The sequence below is a fragment of the Companilactobacillus sp. FL22-3 genome, assembly GCF_054881455.1.
The window spans coordinates 1-18,805 of the sequence record NZ_JBTYYZ010000015.1 but is presented as its reverse complement, the minus strand read 5'-3'; the positions used below and the strand labels follow the sequence as shown (position 1 = coordinate 18,805).

General features: G+C 39.1%; 19 protein-coding genes. 13 read left to right on the top strand and 6 right to left on the bottom strand.

Translation table 11 applies throughout. The features are described 5' to 3' along the window. Window positions 1-452: 452 nt before the first annotated feature. The 6 genes from ACYT32_RS11605 to ACYT32_RS11580 are packed head-to-tail and all read left to right on the top strand — an operon-like array spanning window position 453 to window position 6,665. Window positions 453-1,532 carry a hypothetical protein gene (locus tag ACYT32_RS11605; RefSeq protein ID WP_395266347.1) on the top strand — a complete coding sequence of 360 codons (1,080 nt, stop codon included), beginning with the start codon at window positions 453-455 and terminating at the stop codon, window positions 1,530-1,532. A 1-nt stretch (window position 1,533) separates the two neighbouring features. Then, window positions 1,534-2,844 (top strand): YcaO-like family protein, encoded by a 1,311-nt coding sequence (locus tag ACYT32_RS11600; protein WP_105923084.1) that lies wholly within the window; start codon window positions 1,534-1,536, stop codon window positions 2,842-2,844. A 13-nt stretch (window positions 2,845-2,857) separates the two neighbouring features. Then, window positions 2,858-3,724 (top strand): SagB/ThcOx family dehydrogenase, encoded by an 867-nt coding sequence (locus ACYT32_RS11595; RefSeq protein ID WP_105923083.1) that lies wholly within the window; start codon window positions 2,858-2,860, stop codon window positions 3,722-3,724. Between the two features lie 29 nt (window positions 3,725-3,753). Further along, window positions 3,754-5,004 carry a M16 family metallopeptidase gene (locus ACYT32_RS11590; protein ID WP_181185300.1) on the top strand — a complete coding sequence of 417 codons (1,251 nt, stop codon included), beginning with the start codon at window positions 3,754-3,756 and terminating at the stop codon, window positions 5,002-5,004. Then, a complete protein-coding gene (locus ACYT32_RS11585; protein WP_105923081.1) occupies window positions 4,997-5,941 on the top strand; it encodes an ABC transporter ATP-binding protein in 945 nt (314 codons plus the stop codon). Before ACYT32_RS11590 ends, ACYT32_RS11585 begins: the two co-directional genes overlap by 8 nt. Continuing rightward, window positions 5,925-6,665, top strand: a complete 741-nt coding sequence (locus ACYT32_RS11580; protein WP_181185299.1) for an ABC transporter permease — start codon at window positions 5,925-5,927, stop codon at window positions 6,663-6,665. Before ACYT32_RS11585 ends, ACYT32_RS11580 begins: the two co-directional genes overlap by 17 nt. A gap of 412 nt (window positions 6,666-7,077) precedes the next feature. Here the strand turns inward: ACYT32_RS11580 and ACYT32_RS11575 are convergent, their stop codons facing one another. Then, complete coding sequence (locus tag ACYT32_RS11575; RefSeq protein ID WP_076661461.1) at window positions 7,078-7,155, bottom strand: putative holin-like toxin; 78 nt, start codon at window positions 7,153-7,155, stop codon at window positions 7,078-7,080. A 308-nt stretch (window positions 7,156-7,463) separates the two neighbouring features. Between ACYT32_RS11575 and ACYT32_RS11570 the strand changes: the two genes are divergently transcribed. Together ACYT32_RS11570 and ACYT32_RS11565 are read left to right on the top strand one after the other, a co-directional pair. Beyond that, window positions 7,464-8,549 carry an FRG domain-containing protein gene (locus ACYT32_RS11570; protein WP_105923079.1) on the top strand — a complete coding sequence of 362 codons (1,086 nt, stop codon included), beginning with the start codon at window positions 7,464-7,466 and terminating at the stop codon, window positions 8,547-8,549. A gap of 104 nt (window positions 8,550-8,653) precedes the next feature. Further along, window positions 8,654-9,238 carry a recombinase family protein gene (locus ACYT32_RS11565; protein ID WP_014940867.1) on the top strand — a complete coding sequence of 195 codons (585 nt, stop codon included), beginning with the start codon at window positions 8,654-8,656 and terminating at the stop codon, window positions 9,236-9,238. Window positions 9,239-9,412: 174 nt separating this feature from the next. Here ACYT32_RS11565 and ACYT32_RS11560 read toward each other — a convergent pair whose 3' ends face one another. Genes ACYT32_RS11560 through ACYT32_RS11550 form a run of 3 tightly spaced genes read right to left on the bottom strand, consistent with a single transcriptional unit; the run spans window position 9,413 to window position 10,491 of the window. Further along, on the bottom strand, window positions 9,413-9,928 hold the full coding sequence (locus tag ACYT32_RS11560; RefSeq protein WP_395266346.1) for a Mu transposase domain-containing protein: 516 nt from the start codon (window positions 9,926-9,928) through the stop codon (window positions 9,413-9,415). Beyond that, window positions 9,894-10,316 (bottom strand): hypothetical protein, encoded by a 423-nt coding sequence (locus ACYT32_RS11555; protein ID WP_395266344.1) that lies wholly within the window; start codon window positions 10,314-10,316, stop codon window positions 9,894-9,896. Before ACYT32_RS11555 ends, ACYT32_RS11560 begins: the two co-directional genes overlap by 35 nt. Then, window positions 10,291-10,491, bottom strand: a complete 201-nt coding sequence (locus ACYT32_RS11550; RefSeq protein ID WP_395266343.1) for a hypothetical protein — start codon at window positions 10,489-10,491, stop codon at window positions 10,291-10,293. The genes ACYT32_RS11555 and ACYT32_RS11550 overlap by 26 nt, the downstream gene beginning before the upstream one ends. Before the next feature lie 550 nt (window positions 10,492-11,041). Between ACYT32_RS11550 and ACYT32_RS11545 the strand changes: the two genes are divergently transcribed. The 4 genes from ACYT32_RS11545 to ACYT32_RS11530 all read left to right on the top strand — a co-directional run bounded on the left by ACYT32_RS11545 (window position 11,042) and on the right by ACYT32_RS11530 (window position 15,186). Further along, window positions 11,042-11,758: an NUDIX hydrolase gene (locus tag ACYT32_RS11545; RefSeq protein WP_003645598.1), complete on the top strand. Its 717-nt coding sequence runs from the start codon at window positions 11,042-11,044 to the stop codon at window positions 11,756-11,758. A gap of 104 nt (window positions 11,759-11,862) precedes the next feature. Beyond that, a complete protein-coding gene (locus tag ACYT32_RS11540) occupies window positions 11,863-13,293 on the top strand; it encodes a nicotinate phosphoribosyltransferase (protein ID WP_395266342.1) in 1,431 nt (476 codons plus the stop codon). Window positions 13,294-13,303: 10 nt separating this feature from the next. Continuing rightward, complete coding sequence (locus tag ACYT32_RS11535; protein ID WP_395266340.1) at window positions 13,304-13,849, top strand: cysteine hydrolase family protein; 546 nt, start codon at window positions 13,304-13,306, stop codon at window positions 13,847-13,849. A 407-nt stretch (window positions 13,850-14,256) separates the two neighbouring features. Continuing rightward, a complete protein-coding gene (locus tag ACYT32_RS11530) occupies window positions 14,257-15,186 on the top strand; it encodes an IS30-like element ISLpl1 family transposase (protein ID WP_395266339.1) in 930 nt (309 codons plus the stop codon). A gap of 148 nt (window positions 15,187-15,334) precedes the next feature. On the opposite strand, the gene prgO is transcribed toward ACYT32_RS11530, so the two are convergent. Together prgO and prgP are read right to left on the bottom strand one after the other, a co-directional pair. Continuing rightward, complete coding sequence (gene prgO, locus ACYT32_RS11525; RefSeq protein ID WP_042255044.1) at window positions 15,335-15,616, bottom strand: DNA segregation protein PrgO; 282 nt, start codon at window positions 15,614-15,616, stop codon at window positions 15,335-15,337. Continuing rightward, window positions 15,603-16,502 carry a ParA superfamily DNA segregation protein PrgP gene (gene prgP / locus ACYT32_RS11520; RefSeq protein ID WP_042255042.1) on the bottom strand — a complete coding sequence of 300 codons (900 nt, stop codon included), beginning with the start codon at window positions 16,500-16,502 and terminating at the stop codon, window positions 15,603-15,605. Before prgP ends, prgO begins: the two co-directional genes overlap by 14 nt. Before the next feature lie 777 nt (window positions 16,503-17,279). On the opposite strand from prgP, the gene ACYT32_RS11515 reads away from it, so the two are divergent. Continuing rightward, entirely contained in the window at window positions 17,280-18,626 is a 1,347-nt protein-coding gene (locus ACYT32_RS11515; RefSeq protein WP_395266338.1) for a primase C-terminal domain-containing protein, read from the top strand. The last annotated feature ends 179 nt before the right edge of the window (window positions 18,627-18,805 follow it).

Here is an 18,805-nt window from a genome sequence, read left to right as displayed (position 1 = left end):
ATTTTTATAGTTTCTCCGTCTTTTTGTATGCCAAATTGAAAGTTTCTTGTTTTGGTCAACCGTTATTATTTGCTATAGATAAAATTCTGTTCAATCGTGGTGTATGATTTCACAAGATCGTTACGTAAACTTTAAAGTTTTCATTTACTTATAGGTTAAAAGGCGTTAATATGTGGGCGGGAGATATTGGTTACTCTCTCAGACTTTTTGTGATTTGTTTCGCTTTACTTTGTCGCTTGAATGAAAAGAGATGACTAACGTGAGAGTTCAAGAAGTTGTAGACACTCAAAAGGGATTTGAAACTCCTTTTGAAAGTGGCGTAACAGTTTGGTGTTGCCTGTTTTGTTGCTGCTGTTAATTTCTAGCAGGTGGCGTCCGTGTAAATGGGTGCCACCTGTATTTTTTTAAATTAAAATCAGATATAACCAATGCATAATAAGGTCGTGAAAACAATGGATTTAAGTAAGAAACTATTTATAAATTCACAAGTTGAACTTGCTACCATGAATGATGATGTTTTAGTCAAAACTCCATTTAAAATCTACAAATTAAGTGGAGAAAACGTTAAATCAGAATTAATACCAGCTCTTCCATACTTAGATAAGGGCATCAGTTTACAAAAATTAATTAAGCACCTACCCATTAATGATATAGAAAGTTTTCTCAACGCCGTAATCACTCCTATGGTAAATAGAAAGTGGCTCTCTTTCGAAGAACGAAGTAGTACAGATCCTAAATTACTCAATAAGAATGCATTCATCAGTCTTGGTTCTGATGGAGAGCAACTGCAACACTATCTGCAAACAAAAAAGGTTGCCGTGATTGGACTGTCCAAATTTGCGAATGACTTGGTCAAAAACTTGCACCGCTATATTTCTAATGTTTGTTTATTTTTACCTTCAAATAGACAATTAGGGCAAGCGTCGAACTATTATGAATACAATTTAGAAAATTTAGATGAGTTGTTCGAAAGCTTGGTAAAATATGATCTTGTTATACTTACCGAATCAAAAGAAAACTCGCATTTTGAGAAACAAATAAATCGCATTGCTATATCACATGGTGTCAGGGTTATGTATTCGAGCACCAATGGGTTTAACATTACTATTGGGCCTACTGTAATTCCACATAAAACAGGCTGTTTAGAGTGTCTTCAATTTAGAAAACTGAATAACAATTCTTTTTCTAAAGAGTTTATGGCATTCAATAAGGGAACTAGCTATGGCACAGCTCCCTATGATGGTGCTAGTGTGGACGTCAATACCAAAGATATGATGTCAAATATGATTACACTTGAGGCAATACGCCTCTTTATGCTTGATAAGAATCTTTACAAGTCGAAAATCACTTTAGAAATGCCAGAAACATTGAATGCCATTGTAGAATTTAATTCTTTTACCAATACCCTAAGCACTAACTCATTTTTGAAAAACCCGAGATGTGTTGCGTGTGGAGAAGACCTATACTTAAATCCTGAAATTAAGCCATGGATGGAAGATTACACCTATCCTGTAAAAGGGGAGCGTAGATAAAATGATTCAAGACCTGATGATTCGAAACTACCCATTTCTGGATGCAAATATATGTAATAAAACTACTGGATTAGTTTCTGACATCTTTCAATGGACCCCGGAACCAGATGACCCACGTGTGTTTATGGTAGCAGCTAAGACAGCACAAAAAGACGTCAATGAACATGTTATGCCATCGGAGATAAACAGTGGCGCAGGGTTGAGCCTGGAAAGTGCTTATCGCTCAGCAGTTGGAGAAACAATTGAACGGTATTGTTCCTCTTTTATACACGATGACCTTTTGTTAAAGTCATTCAATGAATTGCCAGATCGTGGTGCAGATCCCAAGGACTTTGCTTTTTATGCAAAAGAACAGTACAAGGAAAAAGGATTCCCATTTGCGGAATTTACACGTGATACTGTAGTTGCCTGGACCAAAGCAACAAATCTTGCTACAGGAGAAAGATCTTATGTTCCGGCATCGTCGGTGTATCTACCATACTTTTTCAAACCAAATGAAGCGCATACATGGATCTGTGTTTCAACCGGATTGGCATCGTCTAAATCCATGGTGGATGCAATACTGCGTGGAATTTACGAGGTCGTTGAAAGAGATGCTATTTCAAATATGTGGTTTAACCATTTATCTATGCCACAGATTCATTTAGCTGATGATACTTACTTAACTAACATCTACGAAAAACATATGAAAATTCCAAATTGTGAATATCATCTAATAGATATGACAACTGATACAGGAATACCAAGTGTCTTCGGCGTCTTAGATGAACATGGCAGGGGGAGCTTGGTGGCCGCTGCATCAAACTACGATCCCCGAAAAGCAGTTCTAAAGACCCTGATTGAATTGAGTCAAGGAAGGATCTCATGGAAAACTGATTTTGTTAAAGGGGTAGACAGAAAATTTAATGATGATTTTTCGGATATTAGGGATTTCAATTCACGGGTAGAGTTGTATACAATTCCAGATATGAAGAAACATATAAAATTTGTCTACGGTTCTAAAAAAAATAGTAGTATTCTCAAAAAAACATTAACAAAGCAGGATTCAAGTAGCTTATTATCAACCATTGTTAAACATATTGAATCCATAGGGTTACATGTCTATGTTACAGATCTAACCCCCCCGGACATCAGAAGTGCCGGTTACTGCACAGTACGGGTAATAATTCCTGGAATGACTGAAATTACTAATGATTCCGTATATCCAAGATTGGGAGGGGAACGGCTTAGAACATTACCAGTCGATTTAGGATACAAACAAAAGCCAACAGCATACGACAATTTTTATAGGATTCCACACCCATTTCCATAGTAAAGGAAGTCGAATGATGAGTATAGTTAAAGAAAATGAGAGACTAGCTAATCAGGCAATTTATGAACATAACAATCCTTCGATAGCTGAATTATTTCATGAAAACACAAAATTAAATACGTATACATTAAAGCAATTACAGTATTCGTTGGCGAAAGCCGTATCAAATCCTGATTTTAAACAAGCATCACTTAATGATGGGAAGAGTTATCCCACACTGGAACGAAAGAAGTTAACACCTCGGAGATCCTTAAACGGAAACATTGGTGATGCTATTTGGAAAAGGAGAAGTATCCGGAAATTTTCACCGAAAAACATCAGTTTTGAAACGATGTCAGATCTCCTCCAATACTCCTCGGGAATCAGTCACATATTAAAAAAAGAAAATGACAGTGTAACAGGATTTCGGACCTATCCTTCCGGGGGTGCACTATATCCGTTGGAAATTTATCTGGTCATAAATAGAGTTTCTAATCTGTCTACAGGAATCTATCATTACAATGTTAGATCAAATTACCTAGAGATTATATCAACAGGAAACTTACAGGAACAAATAGATAAGTTGCATATTAGAGATCAATTAATTGAAGAATCAGGCATAACCATATTAGTAACCGCAACTTTTAAAAGAACCACTTATAAATATGGAAACCGTGGCTATCGTTTTGTATTAATGGAAGTGGGGCACCTTTTTCAAAACATTGCATTGGTGGCGGAAGCACTGAATCTTGGTACGTGTGACATAGGTGGGTATGAGGATGACGAACTTAATACACTTCTACAAGTTGACGGAGTTAATGAAGCAGTAGTGGGCGAAATAGCGGTTGGTATTCCCAGTCCCTTTGGCGACAATACGATGCCCGGCATATATCATGAATAAGCTGAAATAATAAAAAGGTCGTGATACTTTTGGAACAGATAACATTGAATAACAATCTTCCTATTTTCCACCTAAAGTCTTCTAATCTAGGAGAACAGGTAAATATCACAGTCTGGTTTCGGGTGGGTTCACGGAATGATAAGGAGGGAAAGTTTGGAGCTGCTCACTTGATTGAACACTCTATGTTAAGAATATTAATAAATAAAAATATTGATCTAAAGGAGTATTTACTTAAGAATGCCCTAGAATACAAGATCCTAACGAGTATCGATTTTATCTTGCTTCGTTTTATCTGTACTAAAACTAAATCATTGACTATCCTACATGACATAAAAAAAGCCTTTGATGAAGTAAAAATAAAACCCGACGTATTTAATCAAGAAAAGGCATTAGTTGAAAATGAAATAGCAATCAAAATGGGCACGCAAAGTAAACAATACTTTGATACTCTACGTGAGAACATCTGGTCATCTAATTTGGGACATCCTATTTTGGGAAATTCATTAGATATTCAGTCTATAAACGTAAGAGAAATCACAGATACTATCCAATGGTTGTGGAACAAGAAGAAGTTCTTTGTGCTTTACACTGGTGACTTGTCTCTTCAACAATTCCAAATTACATTTAATCCTAGTGTTAGTTCTGTTGGATCAAATCATTTAACAGACTTTCCACTAGTGCCAGCCAAAAAGGCAACCATAAGAAAAAGTAGTATGGAGCTTAATATTCCTGAATATACAACGCTCAATGTATCTCTCATTTACCCGCTAGAAAACAAGGTTATGGAAAAGAATGCGTTGTTGATGACCCTTTTGAGTAGGTTAATTGCGTTTGGAGATATGGGCTTTTTGTCGAAGGCACTACGAACCGGAGAATCACCTTTATACTATGTGATGGCCTTCCCGTTTTCTTTTCAATTTGAAAATGTTTTGATTGTCAACTTCATTGCAAAACATGAACAGGTCAGTCAGATCATCGATTCTACTCAGACCGCAATTCACAATCTTAATTCCAATTTAGAAAAAGTGTCACAGTACTTCGACATTGTTAAAAAGGGATTTGTCAATGACATTAGTAAAGCACAGCGATCGGATTTTGATGCCATGAATTATATTGGACAAGCGCTTATATACAATCACAGGGTAAATCGTCTTAGTGAAACGACAAAAGAAATCAATAGCATTGATATTGAAATGATAGAGAATTTTTCAAAAACAGTTTTTTCAACTGACCAGCCTATGTATTTTATTGCGGGTGGGGAGGAAATGAGTTATGAGTGATATAATCCAAATTAAACATCTAAGTTTCCAGTACAAAAGGAGCAAAATCCCCGCTTTACATGATATCGACTTGAACGTAAAGCAAAACGAGATCATAGGTCTTGTAGGTCCAAATGGCGCAGGGAAATCGACTCTTATCAGCATTATGGAAGGCCTTTTAACCGCATATACGGGACATGTACAGGTTTTGGAAACTAATGAAATAAAACATGCACCACGACAAGCACAAATACAAATGGGAGCTCTTTTTCAATCCAGCGGCTATTTAGATAATTTGAGTGTTCAGGAATCATTAACATTATTTGCTCAAATGTATTCAACTTCAGTTACACCAAAACAAGCATTAGCACACATGCACGCTGAGGAACTGCTTCCTAAAAAAGTCAAAAATTTATCTGGCGGTCAAAAACAACAGTTTGGTATAGCATTAAGCTTGATTAATCAGCCTAAATTACTATTTTTGGATGAACCGACCACCGGTCTTGATCCCGATGCACGATTACATTTGTGGAAAGTTATTAAGCAACTACGCGGCCAAACTACCACGATTATTTGTTCACACTATATGGAAGAAGTGGCTTATCTGTGTGATCGTGTCTGTTTTATCAACGAGGGCCAAGTTTACGCCACGGACACCCCCTCGGGACTGATTCAACGTAGTCAGGCAACAACCCGAATTGAGTTTGCTTGTGAGAATTTATCTCAATTAATAACTGGTCAAGGGGCGTCACTTGCTTCAAATGCACATCGTATGGGGGAAAATAGATATTTCATCATGACAACCAATCCAAGTGAATTTTTACCTACCCTTTACAAATTAGAGGAGCACTCACACTTGATAACCGACATTGATGTAAAGAAACCGACATTAAACGATGCTTATTATAAAATCACTGGCGAAGTTATGGAGGATGATAGTAATGAAACGATACATTAATATTATCCGGCTTTTGTTATTAAATGAAATTCGGAATCGTGAAGCAATGATATTCTCCCTACTATTGCCGCTTGCAATACTAATTTTAATTGGTGAGTCGGATAAAACTCAAGTGAATTATGTTTACGCTGGCATTATCTGCATTGCTTTTGGCTCAATGGCACTGGTTGGTGTTCCTTCCCAACTTACTAACTATCGAGAAAACGGTATACTTAAACGGGTAAAGTTAACAGAGTTATCATTAGGTGATTTTCTTGGCTGTGTCTATACTGCACAGGTGGTCTTTATGATTATTCAAGCAGTTATAATTACAATAGTGGCAAAAATAGTCTACAATTTAAAGTTTGATTTTACTCACGATTTTCTCCTAGGTATGGGGTTGCAAATTATATTGGGAATGTTGGCTCTCCTGTCCATAGGAGTAGTTATTGCTGCGTTATCCAAAAATACCAGAGCTGCTTCGACCATTGGCAATACTGTGATTGTAACTATGCTTTTTGTTGGAAATACACTGTTTCCATCAACTGGTTGGCCAAAGGCTGTTAAAAACGTTGTCAAGTTTTTCCCAATGAATACGTTAGGTGATGGCATTCGGAGAACCCTCATCAATAACTCACAAACCATGAACCACTTCATGTTTCAAACATTTAGTCTAGCTGCATGCGTTCTGATTTTCTCTGTGGCCGGTCTGTATTTACTAAATAAATCGGTGATTAATCATTAGAAATTAGAGTATGAAAACATGTCTTCATATATTTCGTCTATTTGTCAGGTATTTAGGCCACTTGTGCCCAGCAATTAAACCTGGTTCATGTCAAATAATAAGTTTGTACGATTGGATAGTCTCATAAAATGAACACTCATCTTTGTTATTCCATATTGTAATTTACTAGATTTGAAATACAAACTTTTTCAAGGACAATTTTACAGTTTAATTGTCGCACAAAGGTACCCGCATGTTCCCTTAAAGTGCTAGAAATCTGATTTAAAATAGTCGAAAGTCAGTCATAGTCATGCTATAATGTAGACAGAAAAAGGAAGTCCCGCTAGAACAGGACTTCCCATGTAGAGCCGTTAAAGACGGTGGCAGATTTTAACGATATTTAATAACCGCTAGCTGACCAGAGCTAAGGCGGTTATTTTTTTTGCTGACTTTTGATCAGCTCAACAATTAATGCGATTAAGGCCACGATAAAGGTACCGAAAGCCAACATTAATTGTAAAGCGTCCGCAACGGACACTTAAGCTACTCCTTTCGTTAGGATTTATGGGCTTTAACGGTTTAACACCATAAGCACCACCTCCGATCGGAAATAGCCACCGCCTTAACTTCTCTACTTGATCCATTATACAGGGAATATAATTCCTTTAAAAACATATTTTTTAAATTCAGTAGTGTATTTTATGTTAAATGAGAATACAGTGTTAATGTAAGTTATTTTGTAAAAAAATCGAGCACAAAAGATATGGCAATTATGCCCTTTATCAGTGTGTTTGTTTATATCTATAGGAGGTTTTATTTTTGGATATTGATTCTGTAAATAGTTTTTTAAACGAAACAAGAAAATCACAACAGTCTATAAATACTGATATAACAATTGATGGACGGGGGTTGTTGCAACGCTTTTTCTATAGAGGACAAGCAAATGATTTCAAAAGTAGTAATAACGTTGCTAGCATCTTTAGGCAGGGAAAGCTCCCCGGATATACCCCTGAATATTCATTTACTAATGAGTACATGCGTAGGTACGCAAATGATTTTAATAATTTAGAAAATAATTTTTCTCGGCTTTCTTATATGCAACATTTTGGCTTGCCAACTAGGTTATTAGATGTAACGACTAATGCTCTTGTGGCTCTTTATTTTGCCTGTCAATCTCATATTGATTCTGAAGGACATGAAACAGACGGGATAGTTACCATGTTTGTGTCTAATAAGACGCAAAATATTAATGACTACACGTATTACAGTAGTCATAGTGATACTGTAGAAATTTTGTCAACACTAGCTTTAATGGACGAAGCTAAAAAGAAAGAAATTTATGACAGTATATCTTGTTACAATAAAAAAGTTGATGGTTTGTTAAAGGAAGATCTAAATCATTTATACGATGATTGGTACATGGATCTGGTCAGGAAGTTCCCAGAGGGCTATTATGAGCAACTATCTCCGGAAAGTAAAAAAATATATGATTCACTGAATGATATTTATAATGATATAAATAGGTCTTATGTAGTGCAGTGCTTGTATCATGAAATTAAAAGAGATACTGGTTATTTCGCTGATTTGATTAACTTCAGAACTTTGATTCATCCATTCTTTGTAGAACCATCACTTAACAATAAAAGGTTGCGTGCTCAAAGTGGCTTTTTCCTTTTTGAACCTTACGATGGTGTATCATGTAGCTTGCAAAGTATTCATGATGATATTGATAGTAAAGTGTCTCTGTACAATAAAAACAATGAACCAATTAGATTAGTAATTCCCAGTGAAAAAAAGCAACAAATTTTAAAAGAATTGGATCAATCGTTTGAAATAAACCAAGCTGCTTTATTTCCAGACAAAGAAAGCGTGGCTCACTATATCAAAAACCAATTTTTAGGATAATTTATCCTAAGGCCAATAGGGTATACCCTAGTGGTCTTTTTTATTTCTCTGCTATACTAGGAATTACAAGTGTTCATTAGAACTGTCCAAAAGGAGAATTGGAAATGGCTAAAATCGGTTATGCGCGTGTGAGTTCCAAGGAGCAACATTTAGATCGACAGTTAGCGGCTTTAAAAGACGTTGATAAATTATTTACGGATAAATTAAGTGGGGCTAACACTAATCGGCCAGAACTGCAAAAAATGCTGGCCTATATTCGTGAGGGTGATATTGTAATGGTCACTGAATTAGATCGCTTAGGCAGAAACAACCATGATTTGACTAAGATCATGAACTCCATTCAAAATAAGGGTGCCACCCTAGATGTGTTAAATTTGCCGTCCATGACAGGGATTGCTGACCCAAATTTACGTCAACTCATGACCAACCTCATTATTGAACTTTATAAATACCAAGCTGAAAGTGAACGTAAGCGGATCATTGAGCGTCAGCAACAAGGGATTTCCCTAGCCAAACAGCAGGGCAAATATCATGGTCGCAAACCTCAATACGCTGAAGATGATCCCCGTTTGTTACATGCCTTTAAACTTTATCAAAATGGTATGAGCGATGTGGATGTGGCTCGAAATACTGGGATTAAGCGGACAACCTTTATTCGGTATCGAAAGAAATTCAGTGTGTATAGATAAATTTCTCATTAAATAAGCAGGGCAGTGAAGAAAAAATTTAAATAGGAGTGAAATAACAGATAGTAGATTGTAAAATTAATCCGAACGCTGTTCGGACAAAAAAGATCAGCTTCCTTTAAAAAGGTGTTTACCACAAACCCATCTTTTAGGAGCTGATCTTTTGTCTAGTATAACCTATTCCGAACGAATTAATTCTCCGTTATAATAAACGTATAGAGTATTGTCATCGTGTTTAATTTGTACGATTTCGTCAATATATCTGATGGGGACGGAGTATTTCCGATTTTGAAAGACAATCATTGATTTCTTACTAACTTTCCTTGCGATGGTTTGGCTGGCATAGGCATCGAGTAAGTCATGATCAAAATCATGGAGATACTCTTTTTCTTTATCAAGCAATAAATAAGGCGGAATTTGAGTTGCCTGAGACTTCTCATGATTCAGCTGATCACACGTCAAATGAACGATCTCGGCTAAGTCTAGCGGCTCTTCAAACTCATGGTTGTAAACTTTAATTCGCTGAGTAGTTCTGGCCAACGCCTCGACCTTTCCTTTGGTTTGTGGCCGAAACGGTCGACAAGCAATTGGCTTGAAACAAGCGTCCTTAGCGTATTCAACGAAGGTTTCATTAAATACCGGCTTACCAAAATTACTTTTATGATGATCGATGACAACCTTTTTGGTTGTCAAACCAGATTTCTTTCGGCACACCCCCGGTTGCCCAAAAGGCATTCGTTAAGCAATCAAAAAAGGTAGTTTGGCTGCGACTGAAGGTAAATTGCATGTATTTCATTCGCGAGTACCCTAAAACATATAAGAAGATGTTGCCTTTGACAATCTCTCCATGCCGAGAAACCAATGTTAAGTCTTCTTTCCAATCAACATGGGCTGAAAGTCCTGGCGAGGTTTCAATCCGGATAGTGGCTTTTTTCGTTGCGGCTTTTCTGATGGTTCGACAATAGTCTCTGAGAATACTTTGCTTTCCTTGATAGCCACGTTCTTTGATAAAGTAATAAATTGCCGTTGCCGAACAGCCTTCTAGAACCTTTTCTTCAATCGTTTTTTCGATAATCGTCAAGTTTACTCAGCCGCCGTAAGGGTTGTGGCTGCTCATCTTGGGGCGTGAGCCCTAAATTGTAGTATCTTTTAACCGTTCGCGGATCAACACCATATCGTCGACCAATTTCAGCGAAGTTGGGCTTTATTTTGTTCATAATATATTGCTGGACACACTGTTCAACATCTAAACGCATTTCAGTTCCTCCAAATTTGAGATGCGTTTAGTTTACCGTAAAAAAATGTTGAAAAACCGACATTTTCTAATCGGTATTTTCCAACATTTTACAACCGTTGCTGACAGCCAAGTAAGTTACATTGCAATAACAGAGCTAGCATATATCTTGTTGGCATGGCAAGAAAGATTGAATACCGACGATAGAACATTAGGCGATTTGTTCTATTCCTTCACGAATTCATTACCTGATATTACGTTCATTTGCGCATTGGTATACCTAATTTCCGTTCTTAAATGCTCTGGTAATGAGTTTATCGAAGATAAAATTGACCAATTCATGCACACCATCCTATCAAACGTACAAAATATCATTTCAAGAGTGTTGTAAAACTAATTTAGGTACGAAAAACCCAGAGCTCATCAGTGCTCCGGTCTATTTTCGTGCTTTCAAGTTTCAGTTAAAGTGTCAACCCTAAGGGGTATTGTACGAACTAAGGCCGTCCTTAGTTGTCGATTTTTTTATTATTGTGATTCTTGATTGCGCTATAATATTTTGTGAGGTGAAAGAGATGGCTGACAAAGTTGTTGCGCGTCCACTAATTACGATTGCAAATATTATTTGGAGTTTTAATCCCCTGACCCATTTACCACAAGTCCTGCTGGTCAAACGGGCTTATCCGCCATTTGAGGGCCACTGGGCTTTACCAGAAACCCTATTGCGGCGGGATGAAAGTGCTGACGCTGCCTGTATCCGCCTGATTAAGGATAAAATTGGTGTTCGTCTATCAAACAGTGCTACCGAACAGTTGGCAACCTTCACCGATCCCGACCGGGTAAGCGGTGAGCGGGCCTTGGCGATTGCCTACATGACTTTCTTACCGACAATGCCGCAACTGAGGGCCGGGTACGGAGCAACCGAAGTCGGGTGGTTTAGTCTTAACTTTGACCACGGGAAGTTTATCTTGCAAAATGGTGACTTAGTTTTGAGTTTGGCTGCAGGGTCGGCGCTAGCATTTGACCACCACCAAATTATTAATACGGCCATTGTACGAATTAAAAATAAACTGGACTACCAGCCAACCATTTTACAGATCTTAGGACCGACTTTTACCCTTCGGCAAGCCCGCGAAGTTTATGCTACTTTCCGCCAAACAACGGTCGATCAAATTGATAATTCTAATTTTAAAAAGGCCCACCAAAAACTGTTTAAGGAAGTTGGTACCGCCGCAACAAAGCGGTCAGGCCGGCCACCAAAGTTATTTAAACTGGTACTACCTTGCGTCTAAAAATAAAAGTGCTACAATTAGTGATAATAAAAGTTCAATATATTTTTATTATTTTGCAGTAGTTAAAGTGTTTTTTACCTAAATTTGTTAGGAGTTATTTAATAATGAAGCATGAATTATTAACCGACATGTATGAGTTTTCAATGGCCAACGGTTATTATCAAACGCTTCCCCACGATAAGCAGGCGCGCTTCGACGTCTTTTACCGTAAGGCGCCCGATGATGGCAGTTTTGTGATTAGTGCTGGATTGATGCAAGTAATTGATGAAGTTAAGAACTGGCACTTTTCAACTGATGACATTGCTTATCTGCGGTCCCTTAACCACTTTAGTGACGACTTTCTCTTTTACCTGACGGCAGCTCACAACCGCTGCTTAATTAAGGCAATCCCAGAAGGCACGCCAGTCTTCCCACGGGAACCAATCCTTAGTATTAGTGGCCCACTAATTGATGTCCAACTTCTCGAAACCCTGATCTTAAACATTATTAACCACCAATCATTGATTGCAACGAAGGCATGGCAGATCACCAGCGTTACTGGCGGACGCCCAGTAATGGAATTTGGTGCACGACGGGCGCAGGGGCCTGATGCCGCAATATATGGTGCGCGGGCTGCCATTATTGGTGGGTGCAGTAGTACCTCCAATGTGCTAGCTGCCAAGCTGTTTAACCTTCCGGCGGCGGGGACGATGGCCCACGCCTGGATTGAAAGCTTTCCTGATGAATTAACGGCCTTTCGTGCCTGGGCCAAAATTTACCCTGACAATGCTGCCCTGTTAGTTGATACCTACGATGTGGTTAACTCTGGGGTACCGAACGCAATTAAAGTCTTTAAGGAATTGCGGGCAGCTGGCCACGAACCGGTTGGTATCCGCATCGATTCTGGTGATATTGCCCAGTTGGCAACCAAGGCCCGGAAGATGATGGACGAGGCTGGTTTTACCAACGCTAAGATTACTGCTTCAAACGCCCTTGATGCCCACATTATTAAGTCATTGCTTGATGAAGGGGCACCACTGGATAACTTTGGGATCGGTGAGCGACTAATTACCAGTTCATCCAGTCCAGTATTAAGCGGTGTTTATAAAATGTCGGCACTAGAAAATGATGGCAAATGGGTGCCAAAGATCAAGATTAGTAATAGTCGCGAAAAGATTACGCTCCCTGGGAATAAGCAGGTTTACCGGCTCTACGATAAGCATGATCCCCAACACGCTGTTGCCGATGTAATTGCCCTGGCTGACGAGCAGATTGGAACCGAAATTGCGGCAATCAATGCTGACGTTCACGTCACCCGGAATAAAGTGATTCTAACCGACTTCATTGCTAAGCCACTGCTTAAGCAAGTTTTGACACTGGAAAAAGCGGCGCCAATTGAAACCGACACTTTTGCCATCCAGCATTTTGCGCAGACCGAATTAGCACAGCTGCCGGCGACTACTAAGCGGTTGCTTAATCCGGACCGCTTCCCGGTTTATTTAACCAAGCGGTTAGCTGACTTGCAACAAAAGCTGGTTGATGAGGCACAAAAATAAGGAGTTAGCAATGACTAAAGCTTTATTAATTATTGATTATACAAACGATTTTCTCGCTGACAATGGTGCGCTTACTTGTGGCAAGCCAGCGCAGGAATTAGAAGATTATTTGGTTCAGCTGGCCAACCGTTTTTACCAAAATGGCGACTACGTAATTTTCCCGACTGATGCCCATTGTGAGGACCGGTTTAGTCCAGAAGCTAAACTCTTCCCGCCACATAACGTGGTCGGTACGCCTGGTCAACAGCTATACGGCAAGGTTAATGACTGGTTTGAACAACATCAGGCCAGTGACCGGGTTTACCAGTTTAATAAGAACCGCTATTCATCATTTCAAAATACTAATCTTGATAACTACCTGCGGGAACGAAAAATTGATAACTTGTGGATTGCAGGTGTTTGCACCGATATCTGTGTCCTGCACACCGCAATTGCCGCCTATAATTTGAACTACCAGATTACGATTCCGGTTAAGGGGGTCGCCACCTTTACCAAGCATGGTCAGGAGTGGGCGCTTGACCATTTTAAGAATTCACTGGGTGCGACGCTGGTTTAATGAATTTTGACTGCCTTCTATGAAGTAAGAACCCCACCTACGTCCAGTCGGGTGAGAATTTTATTCGGGTGTTAGCGATTGCCGACTATCCTAAGCGGGTGTATGGCAACTGGTTATCGGAGTTAAAGCGTAACCAAAGAACAGGCTAATTTATTAAACTGTTTACCTGGTGACGCGTTACTTCAGGCAGAAGGGGTTGTTCTCGATGACGAGAATACAGTTGTTGAAAAAGTTAAAATCATTTACAGCAAACAAGCCGATTTCAATATGGTATTAGGAATGAAGTTCTTCATAATTGTTAGCAAACAAGTAGATTGTAAAATTAATCCGAACGCTGTTCGGACAAAAAAGATCAGCTTCCTTTAAAATGGTGTTTACCACAAACCCATCTTTTAGGAGCTGATCTTTTGTCTAGTATAACCTATTCCGAACGAATTAAAATCGAAACCTTTTGTGAACTAGGGCTGTCCAATATCCAAATGGTCGTTCGGCTGAACCGATCACCGTCAACAATTTCTTATGAATTATCTCGATGTCAACCTTATCAGGCTGAATTAGCACAAACAGATGCCGAATACAAGCGATCACGATGTGGTCGGAAAACTAAGCTGAGCGATGAGTTAAAGCAAAAAATTCTCAACCATTTACGTCTAAGCTGGTCATCAGGAATGATTGCTCAAGAATTTAAACTAGCTACTAAATCTATTTATAATTGGCTAAATCAGGGGAGAATTGGATTCTCCTTGAATGATCTACCTGAACATGGCGTACACCAATGGCGTAACGTTGACCAACGATCCAAATATAATCAATCTTTGGGGCGATCAATTGAACAGCGTCCCATGATGATTAATCAACGTAATCGCATCGGCGATTTTGAACTAGATACAGTCGTTGGTCCTCGTGGGCATAGTAAGGCAGTTTTATTAACTTTAATCGATCGAAAATCACGGTTCCTTTGGGCATACCGGTTAAAAGATCGGACGACAGCGACTGTTAATGAAGCACTAACTAAGTTCCTAACCACTTTTAATGGTCCGGTGCACAGCTTTACTGTGGACCGTGGCACTGAGTTTAGTGGGCTAGTATCACTTGAATCACAATATGGTATTAAGACCTATTACTGTCATGCTTATACGCCAGCTGAACGTGGTAGTAATGAACGCTTTAATCGGAATTTACGTTATTTTTATCCTAAAGGGACTCGTTTTGAGCACATTAGTGCTCAAGATTTAACGACGACGTTACTCCAAATTAACCAGCGACCGCTTAAAATACTCGACTGGCAAACACCGTATCAGGTTATGCTGACAAATTTGTCCAAAAATTCGGATTAAATTTGCAATCTACCTATAGTTTAATCTATGGAATCAGAAAAAGTATACTAGTGGAAAAGTATATTTAGCGACTAGTATACTTTTTAAAATGCTTGTTTATCAGTGATTATAGGCCAATTATCATAAGTATACTTTTATACTAGTATACTTATGACTGTTTTCTCTGATAAATGCTGTCGAAGATTTCTCTCTCTCTATCTGAAAGCGTGTTTTGCTTATATGCCTCAACAGCGCTTTCTACAAGTTCATACATTTTCACGTCTTTAATGTAAGCTAGACTCTTTATCGTGTCAAAAACAGGTGGATCGACCCTTAGGCTTTTTCTGTCCGCTGCGGAGTATTTAGTAGTTTTTTGTTCATCTCTGGAATCATCGACTGTTTTTTTTATGTTCACTTCGAAGTGATCAGCATCTTTTTTAATCAAGGCCATCAGCACTTATCTCCTTTCCAAGTGGTGTTAGTTTTTTGCCATTGAGATATTTTGGCGTGTAGACATAATCGTCAGCAATATCTCCTTTACTTTCGAATTGGTCTATTCTTTCCATTAATTCCGCGTAAAGATCGGAAAAGAGTGCGAACATAGCACGATCGTGGTAGTCTTCAAACTGAACTCCGTATTCACCATAATTTTCAAGGCGTAAGTGACTTTTGATAATGGCATTGAATATATTCTGTTTACCAAAATATTTAACGGTCTTATCAACAATGAGCTGTTCAACCGTGTGAGTTTTGTCAAGCATGACTAACAGTATTCCCGCGACCTGAACATTAATCTCGTCGCTGAAGTCATCGTATAGAGTTTGAAGATAAGTGTTGGTTAGTTCCTTTGAACCCTCAAATGCGAATCTCTTGGTTTCTTGCACAACAATTACATAGTCAGTTGCAACCATTATGTTGTCGACTTTTATATCTGTTGCTGGTGGAGTGTCTATAAAAATAAAGTCATAGTCGTCTTTGATTTTATCTAGTAATTTTTTGAAGTAAAAGGTTCGTTCGTGGACACCCTTTATATGGTCGGCTACCCATGTGCCCCAGTTTCGAAAATCAGAATCTCCTGCAATGGCATCTAGATTTTCTGTTAGATGCGTGATTCCCTTACTTAGATCCTTATCATTTAAGCATCTTGTTATAGAAGCGGGCCAATTTGATTTATTAAAGGTCATACCGAGCATGAATGTACTGTTTGCTTGGAGATCCATATCAATATGTAAAACCTTTTTATGGAAAACGGTGGCAAGAGTGATTGCGAACATCACATTATTGGTCGTCTTGCCAACGCCCCCTTTTTGGTTGCTTAAAGCGATTACGTACGTCATTGATAACACTCCTCTCATAAGTATACTTCTGCTACAAATATAGTATACCATATTGAAACCTGAAATCAAGCTTTTTTATCAAAAGTATACTAATATACTCTTATACTTTTACATTAGTATACTCGTGGATTTGTGGATTAATATACTAAAAAACATCAAAAGTATACTTTTGATGTTTTTGTTTACATTTTCTTTGTTATGGTGTATGGTTACCTTAAATAAAAGAAAAGCGCCACCCAACGGCAATTGGGAAGCACTCGACAAAAAAATCTTTTTCATTCAACTAAAGAGATTATACCAGCAAAATGGTAAGATGTCGAGAATGGTGTGATTTCAAAACGGTAGGGGACAAGCTGCCGGGTAAAAACAAAGGGGACACGTGTGGTGAGCGACTTCTGTGCAAATTCACTGGATCTAGTTAATTAGATCCGTAGGCGGTAATTTAAAAATTTAAAAGTTTATTCGGGGGTAGTCGGACTACGTCCACCTTAAGCAACTTGGCATAACGCTAAGTTGCTTTTTTGTCTGCGCTTTTTCGGTTTCTATGTCATTTCTATTAAGCTAACTTAGGTGTTTATTTTGAAAGGAGGTGAGCTCACCATGTACGATTTAAAGACGGTTCAGACTGCACAAAAGCTGGTATTACACGATTCATTACATACCTATAAAGTTAAAAATAGTCGTTCTAATATTGCCGTACAAGTGATGGAAACTCCTACAAAAAAAGGGGCCATTGCGCTCTTCAGCAGTAAAGATTCAATGCAAAAAGCACATGGTGTGGTTATCACCTCTTTTGAAGCACTTGACGCCATCGCCGATCGTATGACTCACTGGACGCCCAATACATTCAGCTGGCTTGGCTATACGCAAAATCGGTCGAGTGTTCGGGGACACCGGGAAGCTAACTTAGCTCAGATTAATACCTTGGTCGTTGATATTGATTTTGCCGACGCACAAGAACGAGACGCGCGTGAGCAAGAGGTCTTGGGGGCCGTAACCGTTGCTGACTTATTCATTCCCACGATGATTTTGCGGACTACGAAGGGATTCCATATCTACTACGTTTTTGATCAGCCTATGTTTTTGCGGAAAACACGCGGTCAGTTTCCAGTCTTAAAAGCAGCCCAAAAAATGTCGAGTTTTGTGCGGCAGTGGATTCAAAAACGAGTGGCGGGGGTCGATGTCGGCTGCAATAACTTTGGAATTTTTCGAATTCCCCGGCAAGACAATCTAGTCTTTTTTGATGCACATATGTTGGTCCAGGTGAGCGCTCTGATGAAGTGGTCACAATATTATGCTGCCCAAGTTCCGGTTACGAAGCCGGATAAACGACAGGTGATTTCTCTAGCCCCAGATGAAGGTCGGCAGGTTGACCAAGCTTGGTTTAAAGCCTTATTGAAAGTGACAACAGTCAAATCAGGTCAAGGTTTAGCCCGTCACAACACGGTTTTGACGTTAGCTTTAGCGATGTATCAGTCAAAAATCTCGCAACAACGTGCGAGAGACGTGCTTGACGTCTTCAATTCAAATCTACATGATCCGTTGGCCGATCGCGAAGTTGTACAGTGCGTGAGAGACGCCTATTCAGGTAACTATCGGGGGGCAGCACTGAGTTATGTTCAAGGACTATTGGATCAATGGGTGCCTAATTTTTCAGGTAAAGTTGTTGCTGGGATTGGCTGGCATAAATTTGCTAAGCCGCGTGCCGAACGACAATACAGTCATGCCCACGAATGGCGTAACGATGTGCTTGCATTGATTAATCGAATGGGTGGTTCTGCCGCTTCGGTTGCCATGTCAACGCGTCAAATTCAAGCTGAATTAGGGATTTCTCCGGCGAGTTTGAATCGGGTTATGAAGCAACTACAAGCAACTTCGCAATTGAAGCGGGTGCAGCGTGGTAACCAGCCAACTTTATTGACGACGGTGACCATGTTATTTAAGTCGGCTATGGTGAGCCGTCAGGCTCAAAGTCAAGCGTGGACAGGGTATTTAACGACACTAATGCCAACTGTAAGCAAAAATGTTTATGAGCCAACAGTTGGTACTTTAACTGAGATACAAGCGGTGAGCGGTGATTCAGAGCCACCGTGGGGAATGGAGACGAGAAGAAGAACGGGGTGAAAAGTGCTGCTATCAATTGCCATAGGTATATATCTAGAATAGGCTTGTTGCTGTGTGAGGGTATTGTTAGTTTGGTGGTTTGTTGGGGAACTCACAAAAATATCTTGGCAAAATTTAGGAAGTGCGGTAAACTATAGTCAGTCAAGGGGAACATATGTTCCTGATGTGGCAAACTTAAT

Coding starts and splice junctions, on each gene's coding strand:
- ACYT32_RS11605 (WP_395266347.1), top strand. CDS start 453: ATGGATTTAAGTAAGAAACTATTTATAAATTCACAAGTTGAACTTGCT.
- ACYT32_RS11600 (WP_105923084.1), top strand. CDS start 1,534: ATGATTCAAGACCTGATGATTCGAAACTACCCATTTCTGGATGCAAAT.
- ACYT32_RS11595 (WP_105923083.1), top strand. CDS start 2,858: ATGATGAGTATAGTTAAAGAAAATGAGAGACTAGCTAATCAGGCAATT.
- ACYT32_RS11585 (WP_105923081.1), top strand. CDS start 4,997: ATGAGTGATATAATCCAAATTAAACATCTAAGTTTCCAGTACAAAAGG.
- ACYT32_RS11580 (WP_181185299.1), top strand. CDS start 5,925: ATGAAACGATACATTAATATTATCCGGCTTTTGTTATTAAATGAAATT.
- ACYT32_RS11575 (WP_076661461.1), bottom strand. CDS start 7,155: ATGTTGGCTTTCGGTACCTTTATCGTGGCCTTAATCGCATTAATTGTT.
- ACYT32_RS11565 (WP_014940867.1), top strand. CDS start 8,654: ATGGCTAAAATCGGTTATGCGCGTGTGAGTTCCAAGGAGCAACATTTA.
- ACYT32_RS11550 (WP_395266343.1), bottom strand. CDS start 10,491: ATGCGTTTAGATGTTGAACAGTGTGTCCAGCAATATATTATGAACAAA.
- ACYT32_RS11545 (WP_003645598.1), top strand. CDS start 11,042: ATGGCTGACAAAGTTGTTGCGCGTCCACTAATTACGATTGCAAATATT.
- ACYT32_RS11540 (WP_395266342.1), top strand. CDS start 11,863: ATGAAGCATGAATTATTAACCGACATGTATGAGTTTTCAATGGCCAAC.
- ACYT32_RS11535 (WP_395266340.1), top strand. CDS start 13,304: ATGACTAAAGCTTTATTAATTATTGATTATACAAACGATTTTCTCGCT.
- prgO (WP_042255044.1), bottom strand. CDS start 15,616: ATGGCCTTGATTAAAAAAGATGCTGATCACTTCGAAGTGAACATAAAA.
- prgP (WP_042255042.1), bottom strand. CDS start 16,502: ATGACGTACGTAATCGCTTTAAGCAACCAAAAAGGGGGCGTTGGCAAG.